We start from the raw sequence: 18,983 nt of genomic DNA, 5'->3' as shown, positions 1-18,983 counted from the left end.
AACCGGGAAGTAAGATACTTCCCGGTTGATTCATTGTCCGGATTAATAAGGAGCCAGATCGATTCGTTCATCGTCAACCTGACTAGGCGTAAGCACGACAGGAATGGCTTTCGAAATCGGGGTATCACTCAAGTCGCCTTTACTGTCCAGTGCCACCAGCGGGTTAGTTTCCGGGAAATATGCGGCGATATTGCCAGCCGGGATGTCATAGCTGATAAGTTTGAACCCTTCGACCTGACGCTGGATGCCATCGGCAGACAACGAAGTCACGTCGACTCTGTCCCCCGGTTTTAAGCCTATTGCCTCGATGTCTGATGCATTCATCATCAGGATCTTACGTTCGCCTGAAATCCCGCGATACCTGTCTTCAAAACCATAAATTGTCGTGTTGTACTGGTCGTGAGAGCGAACGGTCTGAAGAACGAAAACCGGATCATCGCTGAGTTGACGTAAATTGGCCGGGAGCAGGTGGTCGGGGAGCGGATGCGTTCTGAACTCCGCTTTTTGGGAATCCGTGTGCCAGATTCGCTCTGCAGCACTGTTACCCAGATAAAAACCGCCGGGCTGTTTCAGTTTGAGGTTCATCTCACTGAATCCGGGAATGACGTCGGCAATCAGATCACGTATCCGGTCGTAGTCTTCGATCAGCCAGTCCCAGTCGACCGGGTGATTCCCCAGTGTGGCTTTGGCGATACCGGCAATGATTGCAGGCTCAGAGCGCATTTCAGCGATGTCACTTTCAACGACACCACCGGAGGCATGCACCATGCTGAAAGAATCTTCAACCGTGACCGATTGCGGCCTGTTTTCCTGAAGGTCAATATCCGTTCGGCCCAGGCAGGGCAGGATCAGACTGTCTTGACCGGTGATCAGGTGGGTACGGTTGAGTTTGGTGGCAATATTCACCGTGAGCGCGCAACTTGCCAGTGCCTGCTGGGTGAGACGGGTGTCTGGTGTCGCTGAAGCAAAGTTGCCTCCTAATCCGATAAAGACTTTACTTTCTCCGGCCAGCATTGCCTTGATGGCATGAACAGTATTGTGACCCTGTTCTGATGGGGGAGTGAAGCCGAACCGTTTTTCAAGCGCCTGGGTGAATGCCGGTGCCGGTTTTTCATGGATGCCCATGGTCCGGTCACCCTGTACGTTGCTGTGGCCTCGGACCGGGCAAAGTCCGGCCCCCGGTTTGCCTAACTGACCAAAGAGTAATTGCAGGTTGGTGATTTCCTGAATGGTGCTGACAGAGTGCTTGTGTTGTGTAATGCCCATCGCCCAGGTGATGATCACGCGTTGAGAGTGGCGATATAGTGTTGCAGCGTATTCAAGATCCTGTTGGTTCAGTCCCGCCTGTTCCGTAATGAGAGACCAGTCTGTTGCTTCCACTTCGCTCAGGTAGCTGTCTAATCCTGTCGTATGCGCCCGGATAAAATCATGATCGAAAATAGAATCTTTTCCTGCAGCGGTCTCGGTTTTATCCATGGCAATGAGGGCTTTGACCATGCCCCTGACCACCGCCATGTCACCGCCCAGTTTTGGCGTAAAATAGTGACTGCTGATGGCGGTTGCGCCACCGGTCAGCATTTCAGCAGGAGATTGCGGGTTTGTGAATCGCTCAAGGCCGCGTTCTTTGAGGGTATTGAAGGTCACAATTGCGGCGCCGCGTCGAGAGGCCTTACGCAGAGTATCCAGCATCCGGGGATGATTTGTGCCGGGGTTCTGCCCAAAGACAAAGATAGCGTCAGCTTTATCAAAGTCTTCGATTTTTACTGTACCTTTGCCGATGCCGATACTTTGTTTCAGGGCGACGCCACTGGCTTCATGGCACATATTTGAACAGTCCGGAAAGTTATTGGTGCCATAGGCCCGGACAAAAAGCTGGTAGAGAAACGCCGCTTCGTTACTGGCTCGTCCTGAGGTGTAGAATTCGGCCTGATTTGGGTTATCCAGCGCATGTAAATGACTTGCGATTAGGGCGAAAGCTTCATCCCAACGGATCGCTTCATAGTGATCTGTCTTGGGGTTGTATCGTACGGGGTGGCTCAGGCGGCCCTGATATTCCAGAAAGTAATCGCTCTGTTGCTGCAACCAGCCGACCGGATACTGGGCAAAAAACTCCGGGGTGACCCGACGACTGGTTGCTTCCCAGTTCACGGCTTTGGCACCGTTTTCGCAGAATCTGAATCGTCCCTGTTCTTCGGTTTCCCCCCAGGCACAGCCCGGGCAGTCAAAACCATGTTCTTGGTTCGTTTTCAGTAAGTTGCGGATATTTCGGGTGATGTTCTCACTTTTCACCAGATGACGAGTTGTACTGGCAAGTGCCCCCCATCCACCGGCGGAGCTTTTGTATTTTTTTACGGTCATGGTGATTCATCATCCTTGTGTGTATCAGGCGTGTGTCTGGCAAGACGTTGATTGCCGGGATCGAGAAAAAACTTTGGCTTCCTGACGGCTGCAGACGCCGGTTAGGGGAAAGACAATCGGATTAGTGTGCAGTTATCCCCTGCAGGATGCCAGTTTTCTGTGCGCGCTTGCTGGTTTTTCAGGCGGCATGGTTTTACACGGCTCTCTATAGTATTACGGCAGGCGTGATAAAAATGTAATATTCCCCACAAAAAATGTGAGATTAGTAGCGCTGCTCACTTGCAAGTTCAGTGGTAGCAGGCGGTTGCATCATGCCTCTGTCTTCATCTGACTGTTACGCGGACGTTACACTGAACCTCAAGCGTTTTCAGCCTGAGTCTGGTATCTTACGGGTTTCACGATATTGATTAGAAAGGCTGGCCTTTGCCGAAAAGAAAGGGCTGGCAGAGAGGAAAAGCAGAATGATTGCGAACAAGCTGGTCCTGGTCGTTGATGATGATCAGGAGATTCGCGAGCTGTTGGACGAATATCTGACCAAGCAGGGTTTTCAGGTGGTCACTGCGGAAGATGGGATTGCCATGAAACGGGAAATGACCATCAGCGAGCCGGATCTGATTCTGCTGGATATTATGTTGCCGGGTGAGGATGGTTTTTCACTGTGCCAGCATGTCCGTAAAACCTCTGACGTACCCATTATTATGCTGACGGCGGTGTCTGATGAAATGGATCAGATTGTGGGCCTGGAACTGGGAGCGGATGACTATATCGCGAAGCCCTTCAGTCCGAGGCAGCTTATGGCGAGAATTAAAGCGCTGATGCGCCGGGTGAAACCGTCAGAGACCCAGCAGGAACCCAGTCAGCCATTACCGAAAGCTTTTCTCTTTGATCACTGGCGGCTGGAGACGGCTTCTCAATCTCTGGAAGACATCAATACCCAGCGCCGTTATGAGATGACCAACAGTGATTATGCTGTGCTGTTACTGTTCCTGAGTCGTCCGAACGAAGTGCTGGATCGCGATACCATCTTTTATGCCACCCGTGGGCGGGATGCGCAGCCATCAGAACGTGCGGTGGATGTGCAGCTCAGTCGTTTGCGACAGCGTCTTGGTGATAAAGGACGTCAGCAGCGTCTGATCAAAACGGTTCGCGGGAATGGATATCTGTTTAACGCAGAAGTCAGCTACGAATCGAAGGACTGACCGGCTCGCGGGTGTTGAGGGATGATGAACTGGAAAAAATGGTGGCCAACGTCTTTGATGGCCCGAACACTGTGGTTTACGTTACTTGCTGTGTTTCTGGCGCAGATGATTGCGACTTTAATCTGGTACGGTCAATCGAAACGGCGTGATCTGGAAGGGCTTGAGTCTGCCGCGTCCAGTATGGCAACGATGTTTGCTTCGACGGTGACATTTTTTGAATCACTGCCTTTACAGTATCGTCATATCGTTCTGGATCAGATCCGGAATATGGGCGGCACCCGCTTTTTTGTTTCGTTCAATGAGGAAGAAATCCGCATTGATCCGATTCCCGCCTCCAGTATGAAACACACCGCGGTGAAAGCGATCCGGGAAGTGCTGCACGATAAACTTCCCCGGCTGGATGTGATCCGGGTGGAGTTCTCCCGCCCGGAAACGCTGCACGTGCTGAAGAACGATATTCTGCTGAGCGACTTGCCCCGATCCTGGGCGCATTACACGTTAAGTCTGGAGCCGCTTAATCCGCCGATCCTCGTGGTTCAGCTGGAGCTGGCCCAGGGAGAATGGTTGTATATCGCAGCATTGCTGCCGCCGCCTTATACCTCACTCGAAGATGAAATCATCACCAAGCAGCAGGTGCTCTTTTTACTCTTTATCACCGCATTGTTGCTGTTTTTTACCTATACCATGGTGCGTCGACAGACCAAGCCGCTCAAGCGACTCGCGGATGCGGCCAATGCCCTCAGTATGGACATCTACCAGCCGGAACTGAAAGAGGAAGGTGCAAGTGAGCTGGTGACTGCAACACGGGCATTTAACCGGATGCAGCAACGGCTGCGGCGGTATATTGATGACCGTGAACACCTGTTTTCGGCTATTTCGCACGATCTGAAAACCCCGATTACCCGTTTAAGGTTAAGAGCTGAGCTGCTGGATGACGATGCGAAAATTGATAAGTTCAACAAAGATCTTGATGAACTGGAAATGATGGTGAAAGGCGCGCTGCAGACCGTCAGAGATACGGATTTACATGAAAACCTGATTCAGGTGGATGTATCTGAGCTGATGCGCAGTATCGCGGAAAGTCACAACGGGCAGCAGATACAGGTCCATCTGCCGGACGAGCACATTTCACCGGTCATCGGGAAGCCGCTGGCACTCAAACGTTGTCTGAGTAACCTGATTGAGAATGGTGTGAAATACGGCCGGGAAGTCTGGGTAGATGTGGAAGACAGTGAGGAATCACTGGTGATCCGTCTCTGGGATAAGGGGCCGGGAATTCCGGAAGAAAAGATGGATGCAGTGTTTGAGCCTTATGTCCGTCTGGCAAAAGATGATGAAGGTCACGGCCTGGGCATGGGGATTGCCCGCAATATCTTACATGCACATGGTGGCGATATGACGATTCGGAACCTGAAGCAGGGCGGGCTGGAAGTCACGCTGACTTTGCCTCGCTTCATCGTTTGATACCATGTTACAGGCCGGTTTTGATTGCGTGTTGATGCTCTGATTTGGAATTGAAAACAGATGATTAGAAAATGCTCCGCTGGCACAGTTCGCCGATTGACTTTGTCCTTAGCCGTAGCTCTGATGCCTTTTGTTTCACCCGCTGCGCTGAGTGCGGAACCGGATTCTGCGGGGGGAGAAGTGGAGGTGCTGCACTGGTGGACCGCAAAAGGTGAGATGAATGCCGCGGATGTGCTTCAGAACAGTCTGGAGCAGCAGGGCATTGGCTGGAAAAACTTTGCGATTGCCGGCGGTGGTGGTGAAAGCGCGATGACGGTTCTGAAAAGTCGCGCGGTTTCCGGGAATCCGCCTTCAGCAGCACAGCTGAAAGGGGATGATCTGCAAGAATGGGGCATGCTGGGTTTTCTGACGAATCTGGATAAAGTCGCTCAAGCAGAACACTGGGACCAGCTGTTGCCTCCGGTCATCAGCAAAATCATGAAATATCAGGGGCATTATGTTGCAGTGCCGGTCAATATTCATCGGGTGAACTGGCTTTGGGTGAACCCGGCTCTGATGAAACAGGCGGGTGCAACGGTGCCGGATTCACTGGATGCGTTTTTTGATGCGGCGGAAAAACTGAAAGCAGCTGGAATTGTGCCTGTTGCTCTCGGAAGTGACCCCTGGCAGGAAGTGACTTTGTTCGAATCGATTGCTTTGGCCGTTCTTGGTCCGGCTGATTACAGGCGTGCGTTTGTCGATCTGGAGATGTCTCAGCTGGACAGTAAAAAAATGGTGGAAGTTTTCCGTCAGTTTAACGCGATGCGTCAGTATATTGATGTGAAAACCAAGGCAATGGAGTGGAGTGATGCCAGCGCGATGGTCGTCCATGGCGAGGCTGCGATGCAGTTTATGGGAGACTGGGCCAAAGGGGAACTCACCGCCATGGGGAAAGTTCCGGGCGAAGATATTCTGTGTATTCCCGCGCCTGGCACACAAGGTTATTTCACTTACAATATCGACAGTTTCGCATTCTTTAAAAATAATGCTGCCAGACAATTGAAAGCACAGGAAATGATGGCGCATACCATTCTGACGCCTGATTTTCAGCGTCAGTTTAATCTGGCGAAAGGCTCGATTCCGGTTCGCAGCGATGTCTCGCTGCAAGGGTTTGATCAGTGTTCACATGCATCTGCTGAGGCTTTCAGTACAAGTGAAGTTCAGAACACGCTGGTTCCCAGTCTTTCTCAGGGGCTGGCAAATACCAGTTATGTGCAGGCGGCTATTTTTGATGTCGTCACCAATTTCTTCCACAGTAAAAATGCAGATCCGGAGCAGGCCGCGCATCGTTTGGTCAGAGCTGTAAAATCTGCCCGCTAATCAATGTGATTCAGGTATGAGTTAAGCCTGACAGATTGCGCTAGGCTTAGGACAAAAGAAAATGAGGGAGGAACCAAGAGTATGAAGCTGCTTTATATCGTCCGTCATGCAAAATCGTCCTGGGATGATCCGGATCTGGATGATCACGATCGCCCGCTCAACCAGCGTGGTCTGGATAATGCGGCAGATATGGCAAAACGTTTTGCGGCCTGGCAGGCATTACCTCAGCGAATCTTGTCCAGCACGGCAGAACGGGCTTTTCAGACTGCGCAGTATTTCGAACAGGCGTTGCATCCTCATCCGACTGAACTGGCTACAACAGTGGGACTGTATACGGACAATGCTCATGAAGTTGTTGAGATAATTCAGTCGGTTTCCGATGAAGTCGAACGTCTGATGGTTGTCTGCCACAACCCGGCAATTAATGATCTGGTGGCTCGTCTGGGGCTGAAAACAGAGAATGTTCCTACTTGCGGCGTAATTGTCTTTGCTGTTCATACCCGGGAATGGAAACAATTCGGGCCGGATAACTCTCAGCTTCTCTTTTTTGACTATCCAAAGCGTTTGTCATAATTCAATCAGGCCGCATTTGCGGCCTGATGTTTTTAGGATGCATCTTCCGGGTCAGCCTGTTTCGGACATTTTGCGGATCGCATTGACGACATCACTGATGCCGGCTTCAATGTTGTGGATGGCTGCGCTGGCTTCTTTGACTTTTTCCATGCTGCTGTGGGCATGGGTAATAATCTCAGACATTGAAGAGACCGCTCGCGTGGTTAACTGACTGTTTTGTTTCACAACATGATCGATTTTTTCTGTGGATTCGTTGGTCCGGAATGCAAGCTGACGAACTTCGTCTGCAACCACGGCGAAACCTCGGCCCTGATCGCCGGCCCGTGCAGCTTCGATGGCCGCATTTAAAGCCAGTAAATTTGTTTGATCTGCAATCCCGGAGATCGTGTCGACCATGCTGGTAATCGTTTTCGATTGCTCTTCCAGCTGGGTCATGACGCCTGAAGTGATGTTCAGGGCCTCGACCATCTGAGTCATCTGCTGAATCGCCATATTGCCTGCACTGCTTCCCTCTGCAGATAATTGGCTGGTATTGACCGACAATTCGTAAGCCAGCTGGCTGTTTTCCTGACCAATGAGGACACTCTGAGTGATGTCTGTTGCAAATTTGATGATTTTATAGAGTACCCCGTTGGCATCGAATATCGGATTGTAAGTGGCTTCAAGCCATAAGGTGTCACCGGCTTTGTTGATCCGTTCGAACTTCCCGCCCAGATATTGCCCATGGACGAGCTGATCCCAAAAGTTCTGATACTCACGGGATTTCGCATACTCAGGGGCAACAAAAATCCGGTGATGTTTGCCCTGAATTTCTGTCAGCGTGTAACCCACGGTCGACAGAAAATTATCATTGGCATTCAGAATATGGCCGTTCAGGTCGAATTCAATAATTGCCATCGAACGTGAGACAGCTTGCATCTGACTGGCAAGATCATGATGCTCGGCAACCCGTTCAGAAATATCAGATGCAATTTTAATGACTTTGTAAACGGAGCCGTCCGGATCAAATACAGGGCAATAACTGGCTTCCAGCCAGATTTCTTTTCCGCTTTTAGTTAATCTTTTAAATAAGCCGTTTGATTGCTGACCTTGCGCCAGCTGTTTCCAGAAAACCTGATATGCCTGACTTTGACGGGTTTCTTCAGTGCAGAACATGCGATGGTGTTTGCCTTGAATCTCGTTCAGGTTGTATCCCATGGCACGAAGGAAAGGCGGGTTGGCGGAGATGATTTCTCCCGTGGGTGTAAACTCAATGAACGCAAAAGCATTTTTAATCGCATTGAGTAAATGTTTTGCTTCGTTGTTTTCCCGTTGTACAAATTCATCATTTGTCAGTGATACAACATTTTTTCTGGATAACCCGAACCCGAACCCGAACATGTCTCATTCCTTTATGACATATACCCACTCACGACTATAGAACACCAAAATTTATTTAAAAGTGTAAATGTGCTCGAAATTTCAAGTCTTTCAGATAGATCACGTCTCTGAGTCAGAATAGCAGGATTGATTGCTATAACTGTTCCCTGGAGATTTTTATATTTTCTGTTTGAACTATCAGTGCCGGATACCTGTAAAAAATCTTGTACAAAGTTGAGATAAGAACATTTTTATCAATAAAAATATGCTTGTTGTTGCAACTAAAATTCGTTGTTAGTATCGCCGCGAATTAAAATAATATATGAAACGTGGTTATCTCAATGCAATTATCAGCCCAAGATCAAAAGATGCTTCAAGACTTTTTTCATACCTGTAAATCAAATCAATTTAATGTTATCGGCTATCCGGTTTCGGCAGACTTTAACTATCAGGAACTTGATAAGTTCTGGCAGTTTTCATTTAATAATTGCGGTGACTGGGCCGTCGAATCAATTTACAGCCTCAATACTTTCCGTTTTGAAAAAGAAGTGATGCGCTATTTCGCAGAGAAATTCAGCATTCCTTTTGAAACATCCTGGGGATATGTGACTAATGGTGGCACCGAAGGAAATATGTATGGTTGCTATCTGGCCCGTGAAATCTTCCCGGATGGTATTCTGTATTTTTCGGAAAATACGCATTACTCCGTCGATAAGATAGTGAAATTGCTCAGAATTGAACATCGTGTGGTCAGAAGTCTGCCGAATGGTGAAATCGATTATGAAGATCTCCAGAGACAGATTGCACTGAATGAAACTGAGCATCCGATTATATTCACAAATGTCGGCACAACGTTGCATGGTGCGACAGACAATCTGGATAAAATAAAAGCGATATTAAAACATGCAGGCATTCAGCGAGAAGATTACTACCTTCATGTTGATGCTGCATTTCACGGCATGATTCTTCCTTTTGTTGACGCACCGCAACCTTATTCATTTGCAGACGATATCGATTCTATTTCTGTCTCAGGTCATAAAATGATTGGTGCGCCGATACCCTGTGGCGTGGTGTTAACCAAGAAAGAATATGTAGAAAACATTAGCGTTGCCGTTGATTATATTGTTGCGAATGATAAGACAATCACGGGTTCAAGAAATGGTTTAACGCCACTGATGCTGTGGTATGCCATTAAGAGCAGCACCGAGCAGGAAAAAGAACTTCGGGTGAAGCGCTGTTTGCGTCTGGCTGAATATGCGACTGAGAAGATGAATGAGAAAGGCGTACCAGCCTGGAGGAACCCGAACTCAGTGATTGTTGTCTTTCCGACACCTTCTGAGGCGGTTTGGCGAAAATATGGTCTGGCGAATTCAGCGGAGTACGCTCACATCATTATCACAGGGCATATGATTGATAACATTCAATTTCTGGATCAGCTGATTGAAGATGTGGCACTGGATTTGAAGGAAGATGAATCCATGACGGTTGCCTAGTGTCGTTGTTGAGCTGTGAGAGGTAAGTGGCATGATGAGCCACTTCCTCTTCAGTTCATTCGGATTTGCCGGAGGACTGGAGCGTTTCCGACATCAGCTTTTAAAAAATAGATGATCAGGACTGCACTTAAAAATAATATTCTAACGCCAGCTCAATGAAGTCATCTTTGCGCGCAAAATACAAAGGGCTGTCCAGTTTGTCAGCATTAAACCACCATGCATTCGCGCGCCATTTCCAGTTGTTATTGATGCGGGCAGAAGCTTCAACACGTCCGGTTGATTCCTGACGATGATCCAAATCCTGACTGATCCCTATCAGAACCTCTGTACCGTCGATATCATTCAGGGCAAACCGGGTTCCGAGGAATAAATCGTTCTGATTCAGGCTTTCTGAACGAGAGTCGTACTGGTATTCAGCAATCAGGCCGATATCCCAGTAAGTCTCAAATGCCCCAACGATGGTGTATTCAAAACCAGTCACTGCCGCAGAATGGTTTTCCAGACTGTCACGGTATAAGGCTTCAAGCTTGAGCAACCAGGTGCCGAAAATGCCCTGAATATCGACACTGGTTTGCTCCATTTGTGCGTAATAGGGCGTCAGGCTGGTCGAACCGGGCAGGAAATAAGGCTCCCGGTTGGTGCCTTTGAAATAGCTGGCACCTATATCCCAATCACCGAAGTAATGGCTGTAACGAAGTGATCCGTCAATGTGCTCCTGGCCCGCGGATGATTCATAACGGGCATCGTCATTAACCGGAAGTGGCAGTCGTAGTCGGCCATCTCTGCCAGCAAATGTCCGTTCCCGGAAGTAGGGCAGGACAAAGCCAGTCACGGTTCCCCAGTCTTTCACAGCGGTCAGGCTGAGCATCGGCTGACCTAGTTTTTGTTCACCGTCTACGGACTCAACGTTATCTGTCTGATTAATGACATCCACCAGATGGATGGACTCCGTTACCCCCCAGAAGACTTTTCCCACACCGATGCGTAGTTCGTAGTCATCAATTAACTGCAGGTACATGAATTCACGTAAGTCGGCATGGGTTCGCTCATTATCCAGGCTGTCGAGCCGCAGGAATGGCTGAATCGTGAGCCGGGCATCGCCGTCCTGCCATTCGGTGTACCATTCTGGTTCGATGACCAGTGAGCTCTGGCTTTTGTCCTGTCCTTCAAGTCCGTCATGGAGAAACTGGCGTTGTTCAAGGTTGATCTGGCCGCTGAAACCGGCTGCCTCAACAGAGGCAGCCAGAAACAGGGGCAATACAGCAAATCGGAATGTCATGATTGCTCCTGTTCTTGGATTTATTTCGCGCGCTTGAGGCTGGCTTTATTAAAGTCGCCTTCATCAAGCCCATTGTTAAAAGTCAGCTCATGAGTGGTCAGCACCGTTGTTTTTCCTGTCTGATGATTGGTCATCGTCATTTTATGCGCACGCCAGTACTTGTTCAGATACTGCGTGTATTCTTCAAAATTCAGCGTTTTCAGCAGGCTGTCTTTCCGATCGTAAAACTCAACTTTCAGCGGACGATACTGGTCTTGATCGATCCAGACCAGTTGCTTGGTATAACCGGAATATTCATCGGTCGGAATCTGTTGAACTTTGAATACGGACTGGCCATCGAGGGTTTCATTGCCCAGATAAGTAAAATCATATTTCTCAAGCTCGAACGAACTTAAGTCTTCGTAGGCAAATTCACTGCCCATAAACGGACCGGACTTGTTGCGAGATGCAATGCGTTTGACACGCTTCAGGGCAGGAAGGTAAAGCCACTGATCATCCGGCTTTGTGGTATGGGCAAAATTGAGAAAGGCGGTGCCCTGAACATCACGCGGCTGATCGAAAATCGTCAGTCCTTTATCACCATCATCGGCGACTTCCAGGGTTTTGATGCGCATTTTACGGGTGCTGCTTTCACCCTGAGCATTGGACAACAGCATGGTCATGTCGGCAATACTGTCGCCCCAGCCAGTATCCCGTGCTTTACGTTCTTTTGCGATGTCGAGTCCCTGTTCGTTACCGGCATGGCAAACGGCCGGTATCACCGCTAAACCAAGGGCAACAATCATGCCGATTGGAGCTAGCCATTGGGTGATTCGCGCAGTTTGATTGGTCATCACGTTCTCCTTCGTCTCGAATCAATTTTTATTGGGTAATTGGATGATTTGTATTTGTTAACTTGTTGTCGGGTGAGGCAGTTTCGGCATCACCTTGCGATACGGGTTTGCGGTCAAACAGCATGAGCATGGTTGGCAGCATCAGGAAGTCCACAACAAGCGCAATAAAGATGATCAATGCGCTCAGCTGACCGAGGTCGCTGTTCAGACGGAAACTTGAACTGGCGAGCACCATGAAACCAGCCACCAGAACGACAGTCGTAATCCATAAAGCGCGGCCCACCGTGTTGAAAGCGTAACGGACGGCTTCTTCTGCATTTCGGCCTTCTTTCCGGGCAATCTGGTACTTGCTGAGGAAATGTACGGCGTCGTCGACGACAATACCCAGCGTCATAGTGACCACCACAGACAGACCCAGATTGATTTCTCCGGACCACAACGACCAGATGCCGAAGCCAATCGCAGCAGGGGCAATGTTCGGGATCAGACTGATCACGCCCAGTCGCAATGAACGGAGCGCAAAAATCATCAGCGCAGAAATCAGGACCAGGGTGACCGGGAGTGTCCCGAGCATACTGGCCATGTTGGTCTCACCAATGTGAGCGAACATTAGGTTCGGACTTGAAGCGGTGACCCGATAACCCGGCGCATTGCCGGCAAACCAGTCATAAATTCTGGCTTCCATCGCAACCAGTTCTTTACTGCCGATATTCTTGGTCGTCAGGGTCAGCTTGACGGAAGACTTGTCGACATTCAGCTGGTTGTTCAGGTCAAGTCCGTACGGCAGTGACATTTCATATAGCAGCAGATATTGGGCAGCCAGTGCTCTGTCTTCAGGCAGTCGGTACCAGTGGCTGTCATCTCCGTGCATGTTCTTGTTGAGGCGCTTGAAGACATCACTCAGGCTGGCAACATGATCGGTCTCCGGCTGGATGCGTAACCAGTCAGTAAAATCACGCAGAATTTTCAGAAATGAAGGATCGGCAATCCCCTGTGGTTGTCCGGAGTGAATTGCAATGCTGACGGAAGTCATCCCGCTGATGTTGTCTGCCATGAAGTCGGCAGCCTGACGGAATTCACTGTTGGTGCCAAAGTATTTCACTGGCTCGTCATTCACGACATTGCGGGGCAAAAGCAGCGATGAGCCGGCGAGGACGACGATCGACAGCGGCAGAATGATTTTACGGTGCTGAACAACCAGGTTTCCAAGTTTATTGGTCCAGCCGGACTGACCTTCAGGCTGGATCGCCGGTGCACGCATTGGCAGAATCGTCAGTAAAGCAGGCAGCAGGCTGACGGAAAGGAAGCAGGCGATCATAATGCCCAGTGCTGACAGATTGCCCAAGTCACGCAGAATCGGCGAATCTGAAGCGTTCATCATCAGAAAACCGATCGCGGTCGTCGCTGAAGTGATGAGAACCGGTATGGCGTTCAGCGTAATGCTGTAGTGAATCGCATCTTGTTTCCGCATGCCGCGCTGCATGCCCTGACGCATGGTTGCGATCACATGAACACAGTCGGCGACAGCCAGGGTGAGCACTAACGTCGGGACATTGACGGTGGCGGTACTGAGGAACATCCCCGCCCAGCCCGAGATACCCATGGTTGCGGTCACTGAGCCGATAATCACAATCAGTGTGGCCAGCACGGCTGTGAATGTTCTCAACATCAGGGTCAGGAAAACGAGGACGATCAAGACCATCGCAGGTACCAGTGTACTGCTGTCTTGTTGGGCCATGTCCATGAACGTCCGGTTCATGGCAACAATGCCAGCTTGGTAGAAATCGACATCCGGGTATTCGGCGCGATATTTATCCAGCAATGCCTGAGAGAAATTGGTGACTTTGGTAATTTCTGCCGTTTCGTCAACTTTTGGCATTTGCAAAGTCACATTTACGACTGCAACATCTCCTTTGGCGGAGATCAGTGCATCCCGCAGAAGAGGCTCTTGCAAGGCGATTGTTTTCACTTTATTCACCCGAGCCTGATCCAATGGATAGTCTTCGAGGAGCAGATCTTCTACCAGCAGGTCATCTTCAACGGCTTCTGTATGCTGGAAATTGGCCAGCGAATCTACGCGGCTTGAAAAAGGGATCTGCCAGCTGTCGTTTGTCAGATTTCTCAGCAGAATCAAGGTTTCCGGGGTAAACACATGCCTGTCTCGCGGGGCTATGACAAAGCTGATATTGTCTGTTTTACTGAAGGTGTCCTGAATGGTATTGAATGCTTGTAGCTGAGGGTTATCACCATCAAAAAAGATGCTGTAATCACCACGGAAGTAAAGGTTTTTGGCCCCGATCGTTGCTGCAATCAGCAGGGCAATCACTGCCATCGTAACGAGGTAAGCTCGCTTGACTGGCAGTCTGGATATACTGTCTTTCATCACACGCTCCATAAGTGACGTTTCGTCAAAAGTTGGTGTTTAAAAACCAGTTCGAAAACTGGCTGACATCCTAATTCGCTCACAGACATTAAAAACTGTGTTTTATGTCAGGAACGTTTCACCCCAATTGATATGCATCTCAGGGAGTAAACTCTTTTTATGACCAATCGTCAACTATGGTGTGAAATTAACCCGCGTGATGCGGGTTAAACGGGTAACTCAACGACCAAGTTGTGACAGAAGTGAGATCTCTTCAGCAAAAAAGGTCTGCTCAATGTGTTTCCACAATCGTTTGTAGTCCTTTTCACTGGATAAAGGTTTCCAGTCCATCCCATCAAGCAACATGTTTACGTTGTTGAGAACTGTGAAAGGATCCTGCAGACGGTGAATACAACGGCTGTTGGTTGCATTCATAATCAATGCATTGGAACCCAGAGCAAGTGACCAATTGGCAAAAACGACGGCATCGGTACTGACAGCGGCAGACATCATCAGGTTGCCTTCTTCCAGTGCGTGATTCACGATTGCATCCGCACTATCAATCATTTGCTCTTCGAGCTGGTTCAATATTTCCACGCGAGCGCCTGAGGCTTTATCAATTACCCAAGGGGTTTTAGCCGTGAGCAGGCAGGTCGACAAAACGGGTTCGAGCCGGGCAAAGATATGATAAGCCACATGCACAGCCATCAGTATTTCCCGGCTGCTGCCTTCCATACCCAAGACTCTGTTAAACAGCAACATCTCAGCTTTAATGGCGTGAGTACACAAGGCAACGATGACATCTTCTTTACTGCAGAAGTGGTTATACACCGTACCTTTAGAATAAGGGCTGATTGCTGCCAGCTTGTCCATCGTCAGGTTCGCAAAGCCTTCTTTGTTCACCAGATCTTTGGCAAGCATGATCAATTCCTGATCGCGATCAGCAATCGCCTGCTGTTTTTTGGTTTTTGGTACACGCTCTCCAGAGAAGAGGGCACATCTATCTTTATTACAGTTAAACCCGAACATAACTTCCGACTTTTTGCTTGTCAGTTGCGTGGATACATTGCAACTCCTGTCTCATAAGTTTAACACGATTCCCTGAAGGATAAATCACTTCAAAAAATGACGATTGGTCAAATCTGACTAATCGTCATAATAGCGGCTTATGCACAGAGATCAATACCTCAAGTGTGATCTTGAACGAAAACAGTTATGGTCGGAGCAGTCAGTAAGAAAAAAGCCGCTTGTGAAAGCGGCTTGGACAGGTGATACAACAGATTCAAAGCTTACAGCGCAGTACGCAGAATCGCTTCACTATCGGAAATACTGATTTTTCCGTGTTCGCCCAGGGCGGTCATACCATGTTTTTCAAGACTGTTGACCAGCACCAGAATGTCTTCTTCACCCAGATCGACATCGTTCAAGCGGGTTGGGACTTGCATGTCACGGAAGAAAGATTCCGTGTTGGCAATGGCTGTTTCAATGCGCTCATCAACACTGCCTTCCGTCAGCCCGAAGATACGCTCAGCATATTGCAGTAACTTCGCTTCTTTTTCCTGACGCTGTTCTTTCATGACTGCTGGCAGCACGATGCTCAGTGTCCGCGCGTGATCAATCCCATAGTTCCCGGTCAGCTCATGGCCAATCATATGAGTTGTCCAGTCCTGAGGAACACCAACACCAATCAGGCCGTTCAGTGCCTGAGTCGCTGACCACATGATATTGGCTCGTACTGTCATATCTTCTGGCGATGCTAGTGCTTTCGGGCCTTCTTCAATCAAAGTCAGCAGGAGACCTTCCGCAAATCTGTCCTGTACTTTTGCATCAACCGGGAAGGTCAGGTATTGCTCCATCACATGGACGAAAGCATCGACGACGCCATTGCTGACCTGGCGCGGAGAAAGACTCAGGGTTGTGGCAGGATCCAGTACAGCAAAAGCCGGCTGGACTTTGGCGGTCATGAAGCTCAACTTATCCTTGCCGCGTGAAACCACGGCACCTTTATTACTTTCTGAGCCGGTTGCTGGCAGGGTCAGAATGCAGCCAATCGGCAGGGCATCTTTAACCGGGGCATACTTTGCCAGGATATCCCAGGGATTTGCGCCCTCAAAGCGAGCGGCTGCGGCAATAAACTTGGTGCCGTCGATGACAGATCCTCCGCCAACAGCCAGCAGATAATCAAAACCTTCAGTTTGAATTTTGTTTACGGCTGCCATCAGTGTGTCGTACTGCGGGTTTGCCTCTATACCGGCAAACTCATCCCACTGATGACCTTCAAGTGCCTGAGAAACCTGATCATAGACGCCGTTCTTTTTGATCGAGCCGCCACCGTACAGGACGAGGACCTTGCTGTCTTTCGGGATTTCTGTCCCGACTTTAGCAATCTGTCCTTCACCAAAATGAATACGGGTGGGATTGTGATAGCTGAATGGATTCATCATTGCGCTCCAGGTTAGCTTGAAGATTGAATGTGAGGGCAAGTGTAGGTGACATCCTTGTCATCAGTAATACACAATTCTGCTTAATTCTTGCCTGATCCTGCTTTACACTTTTCAAGGCTTGGTGATTCAGTTTGTCTGCGTCATCATGATGAAAAGAGGAAAGGTCATGAATAGATCGCTGGAACTGGCGTCATCGCTGTGTAAGCAACTTGGTTTAAAATCTAAGCAAGGTAAGGTTGGTACAGCATTAAATGGCGTCAGTCTGTTTAAAATCACTCAATATCACCATGTGACACCACAGATGTACCAGCAAGGGGTTGTGGTGATCTTTCAGGGCAATAAGATCGGCCATCTGAACGACTATCGTTTTGAGTATGATACCCGGCATTGCCTGATTGTCTCAGCACCATATCCGATCGCCTGTGAGACTTTTGCCTCTGAGGAAGCACCGTTAATCGGCATTGATATCGGATTCGAGCACAGCGTGATTCGTCAACTGGTTGATGAGATGGAAGCCGAACTTGGGGCAGATTATTTTTCGTCAGATGTTCAGCACAAAGGTGTTGCCGCTTCTCCGATCACGCCTCAAATCGACAACTGTATGCAGCGTTTGCTGGGGATATTGCACAATCCGCTGGACGCACGGATGCTGGGCCCGCAATTGTTACGGGAGTTCTTTTACCGGCTGTTACAGGGAGAGCAACGTGCGCTTCTGGCGCAGTATGTGAAGCAGGACAGTGCACTGGCGCGAGTTTCCGGGGTGATAGAACATGTGCAGTCGCACTATGCGGATAAACTGGCTATTGATGATCTTGCTGACATGGCGGGCATGAGCATTTCAGCTTTTCATCGTGCATTTAAGCAGGTGGTGACGGATCCGCCTTTGCAGTACATCAAAAAAATCCGGCTGAACAATGCGAAGCAGCTCATGGTGCAGGACGGTCTGACGGCCAGTGTTGCAGCCAGTCGTGTGGGATATGAAAGTCCGGCTCAGTTCAGCCGGGAATTTAAGCGTTATTTCGGGTTGCCGCCGAGTAAGATCGGGCTCCAGGGGGAAGAAAGAGTCTGACCTGTGCCTGTGAGGCTGTGAAAAAACGCACCAGATTGACAGGTGCGTTTGTTGTGAGTCCAAGCTGAGGCGGGTGATCAATAGCTGGTTTAGTTCTGTGAGGAAACCTGCTGAATGGCTTTCCTGGTAAAGCCCTGATTGTTATCGAGTAATTGACGGGCCTTATCGGCAGTTGAACCTGTCAGCAGCATCACGATTGCCGTTTTGCAGTGGCCGCCGCAAGCCGTCAGAGCGGCTTCAGCGTCTTCCCGGCTTGCGCCTGTTGCCGCGGTGACGATGTTTTTCTGGCGTTCGATCAGCTTGGCGTTGGTTGCTTCCACATCCACCATCAGATTTCCGTAAACTTTACCGGTCCGAATCATCGCGCCTGTGGTCAGCATATTCAAAATCAGTTTTTGCGCGGTTCCGGCCTTCATGCGGGAAGAGCCCGTCACAACTTCCGGTCCAACAACCGGTGTCATCGCGATATCGGCCAGTTGTGACATCGTGCTGTCAGGGTTACAGCTGATCGATCCAACGGTTGCACCAACAGATTTCGCATATGTCATTGCGCCAATGACATAAGGTGTGCGACCACTGGCAGCGATACCAATCAAAACGTCCTTGTCGCAAAAATTCAGGTTTTTCAGATCGTCTTCACCCAGTGTCTGATTATCTTCGGCGTTTTCGACGGCACGGAAAACCGCTTCCTGTCCGCCGGCAATCAGACCGACAACCTGAGACGGATCACTGCCGTAAGTTGGGGGGCACTCACTGGCATCCAGAATCCCTAAGCGACCAGATGTGCCGGCACCCGCGTAAATCAACCGGCCGCCTTGCTGAAAGGCACGGGCAATGGCATCTACGGCTTCAGCGATCCGGGGCAAAGTCTGCTCGACGGCCAGTGCCACTTTCTTGTCTTCATCGTTAATCACTTTCAGCATGTCGAGCGTTGAGAGGGTATCAATCGCCTGGCTGGCAGGATTGCGACTTTCAGTGATCATGGCGTTTAAATCAATTTTCATGGCAATGCCTTCACTTCGTTATCTGGTGTCATCATATGGGATCTCTGATTTCTGTTCACTGTTTTCAATCGTTTTTCGGGTGAACACACATGTCAGTATCAGGCACTTTGAATTCAAACCTCACTCAGAGGTGAAGCCTTGCCAAGGCACAGGAAGCCGATATCGCCTGTAGCAGCATGAATGCCTG

At 49.4% G+C, this 18,983-nt stretch carries 14 protein-coding genes; 6 read left to right on the top strand and 8 right to left on the bottom strand.

The window, feature by feature from the left end; translation table 11 throughout:
• Window positions 1–42: 42 nt before the first annotated feature.
• Window positions 43–2,358, bottom strand: coding sequence for an FdhF/YdeP family oxidoreductase (locus SPK40_RS09050; RefSeq protein WP_330960223.1), 2,316 nt, complete (start codon window positions 2,356–2,358; stop codon window positions 43–45).
• Between the two features lie 461 nt (window positions 2,359–2,819).
• Between SPK40_RS09050 and SPK40_RS09045 the strand changes: the two genes are divergently transcribed.
• The 4 genes from SPK40_RS09045 (at window position 2,820) to SPK40_RS09030 (ending at window position 6,953) form a co-directional block, all read left to right on the top strand.
• Window positions 2,820–3,557: a response regulator gene (locus tag SPK40_RS09045; RefSeq protein ID WP_248142068.1), complete on the top strand. Its 738-nt coding sequence runs from the start codon at window positions 2,820–2,822 to the stop codon at window positions 3,555–3,557.
• A gap of 24 nt (window positions 3,558–3,581) precedes the next feature.
• Window positions 3,582–5,021 (top strand): ATP-binding protein, encoded by a 1,440-nt coding sequence (locus SPK40_RS09040; RefSeq protein WP_330960371.1) that lies wholly within the window; start codon window positions 3,582–3,584, stop codon window positions 5,019–5,021.
• 123 nt (window positions 5,022–5,144) lie between these two features.
• Window positions 5,145–6,380 (top strand): ABC transporter substrate-binding protein, encoded by a 1,236-nt coding sequence (locus SPK40_RS09035; protein ID WP_330960222.1) that lies wholly within the window; start codon window positions 5,145–5,147, stop codon window positions 6,378–6,380.
• 81 nt (window positions 6,381–6,461) lie between these two features.
• Window positions 6,462–6,953, top strand: coding sequence for a SixA phosphatase family protein (locus SPK40_RS09030; protein WP_248142070.1), 492 nt, complete (start codon window positions 6,462–6,464; stop codon window positions 6,951–6,953).
• Window positions 6,954–7,004: 51 nt separating this feature from the next.
• Here the strand turns inward: SPK40_RS09030 and SPK40_RS09025 are convergent, their stop codons facing one another.
• Window positions 7,005–8,333 carry a methyl-accepting chemotaxis protein gene (locus tag SPK40_RS09025; RefSeq protein ID WP_330960221.1) on the bottom strand — a complete coding sequence of 443 codons (1,329 nt, stop codon included), beginning with the start codon at window positions 8,331–8,333 and terminating at the stop codon, window positions 7,005–7,007.
• A gap of 320 nt (window positions 8,334–8,653) precedes the next feature.
• On the opposite strand from SPK40_RS09025, the gene SPK40_RS09020 reads away from it, so the two are divergent.
• Window positions 8,654–9,805, top strand: coding sequence for a histidine decarboxylase (locus SPK40_RS09020; RefSeq protein WP_330960220.1), 1,152 nt, complete (start codon window positions 8,654–8,656; stop codon window positions 9,803–9,805).
• 127 nt (window positions 9,806–9,932) lie between these two features.
• Here the strand turns inward: SPK40_RS09020 and SPK40_RS09015 are convergent, their stop codons facing one another.
• The 5 genes from SPK40_RS09015 to SPK40_RS08995 all read right to left on the bottom strand — a co-directional run bounded on the left by SPK40_RS09015 (window position 9,933) and on the right by SPK40_RS08995 (window position 16,720).
• Window positions 9,933–11,084 (bottom strand): hypothetical protein, encoded by a 1,152-nt coding sequence (locus SPK40_RS09015; protein ID WP_330960219.1) that lies wholly within the window; start codon window positions 11,082–11,084, stop codon window positions 9,933–9,935.
• Window positions 11,085–11,104: 20 nt separating this feature from the next.
• Entirely contained in the window at window positions 11,105–11,869 is a 765-nt protein-coding gene (locus SPK40_RS09010; RefSeq protein WP_248143290.1) for an outer membrane lipoprotein-sorting protein, read from the bottom strand.
• 76 nt (window positions 11,870–11,945) lie between these two features.
• On the bottom strand, window positions 11,946–14,300 hold the full coding sequence (locus tag SPK40_RS09005) for an efflux RND transporter permease subunit (RefSeq protein ID WP_330960218.1): 2,355 nt from the start codon (window positions 14,298–14,300) through the stop codon (window positions 11,946–11,948).
• 219 nt (window positions 14,301–14,519) lie between these two features.
• Window positions 14,520–15,308, bottom strand: a complete 789-nt coding sequence (locus SPK40_RS09000) for a TetR/AcrR family transcriptional regulator (RefSeq protein WP_330960217.1) — start codon at window positions 15,306–15,308, stop codon at window positions 14,520–14,522.
• 260 nt (window positions 15,309–15,568) lie between these two features.
• Window positions 15,569–16,720 carry an iron-containing alcohol dehydrogenase gene (locus SPK40_RS08995; RefSeq protein WP_330960370.1) on the bottom strand — a complete coding sequence of 384 codons (1,152 nt, stop codon included), beginning with the start codon at window positions 16,718–16,720 and terminating at the stop codon, window positions 15,569–15,571.
• 169 nt (window positions 16,721–16,889) lie between these two features.
• Here SPK40_RS08995 and SPK40_RS08990 point away from each other — a divergent pair, with 169 nt between their 5' ends.
• Window positions 16,890–17,792, top strand: a complete 903-nt coding sequence (locus SPK40_RS08990; RefSeq protein WP_330960216.1) for an AraC family transcriptional regulator — start codon at window positions 16,890–16,892, stop codon at window positions 17,790–17,792.
• An 89-nt stretch (window positions 17,793–17,881) separates the two neighbouring features.
• Here the strand turns inward: SPK40_RS08990 and murQ are convergent, their stop codons facing one another.
• Complete coding sequence (gene murQ, locus SPK40_RS08985) at window positions 17,882–18,796, bottom strand: N-acetylmuramic acid 6-phosphate etherase (protein ID WP_330960215.1); 915 nt, start codon at window positions 18,794–18,796, stop codon at window positions 17,882–17,884.
• Window positions 18,797–18,983 lie beyond the last annotated feature (187 nt).

Origin of the sequence: Photobacterium sp. 53610 (assembly GCF_036409375.1) — a bacterium.
In the GTDB taxonomy this organism is placed as follows: domain Bacteria; phylum Pseudomonadota; class Gammaproteobacteria; order Enterobacterales; family Vibrionaceae; genus Photobacterium.
This window is presented reverse-complemented; position numbering and strand designations above follow the sequence as displayed.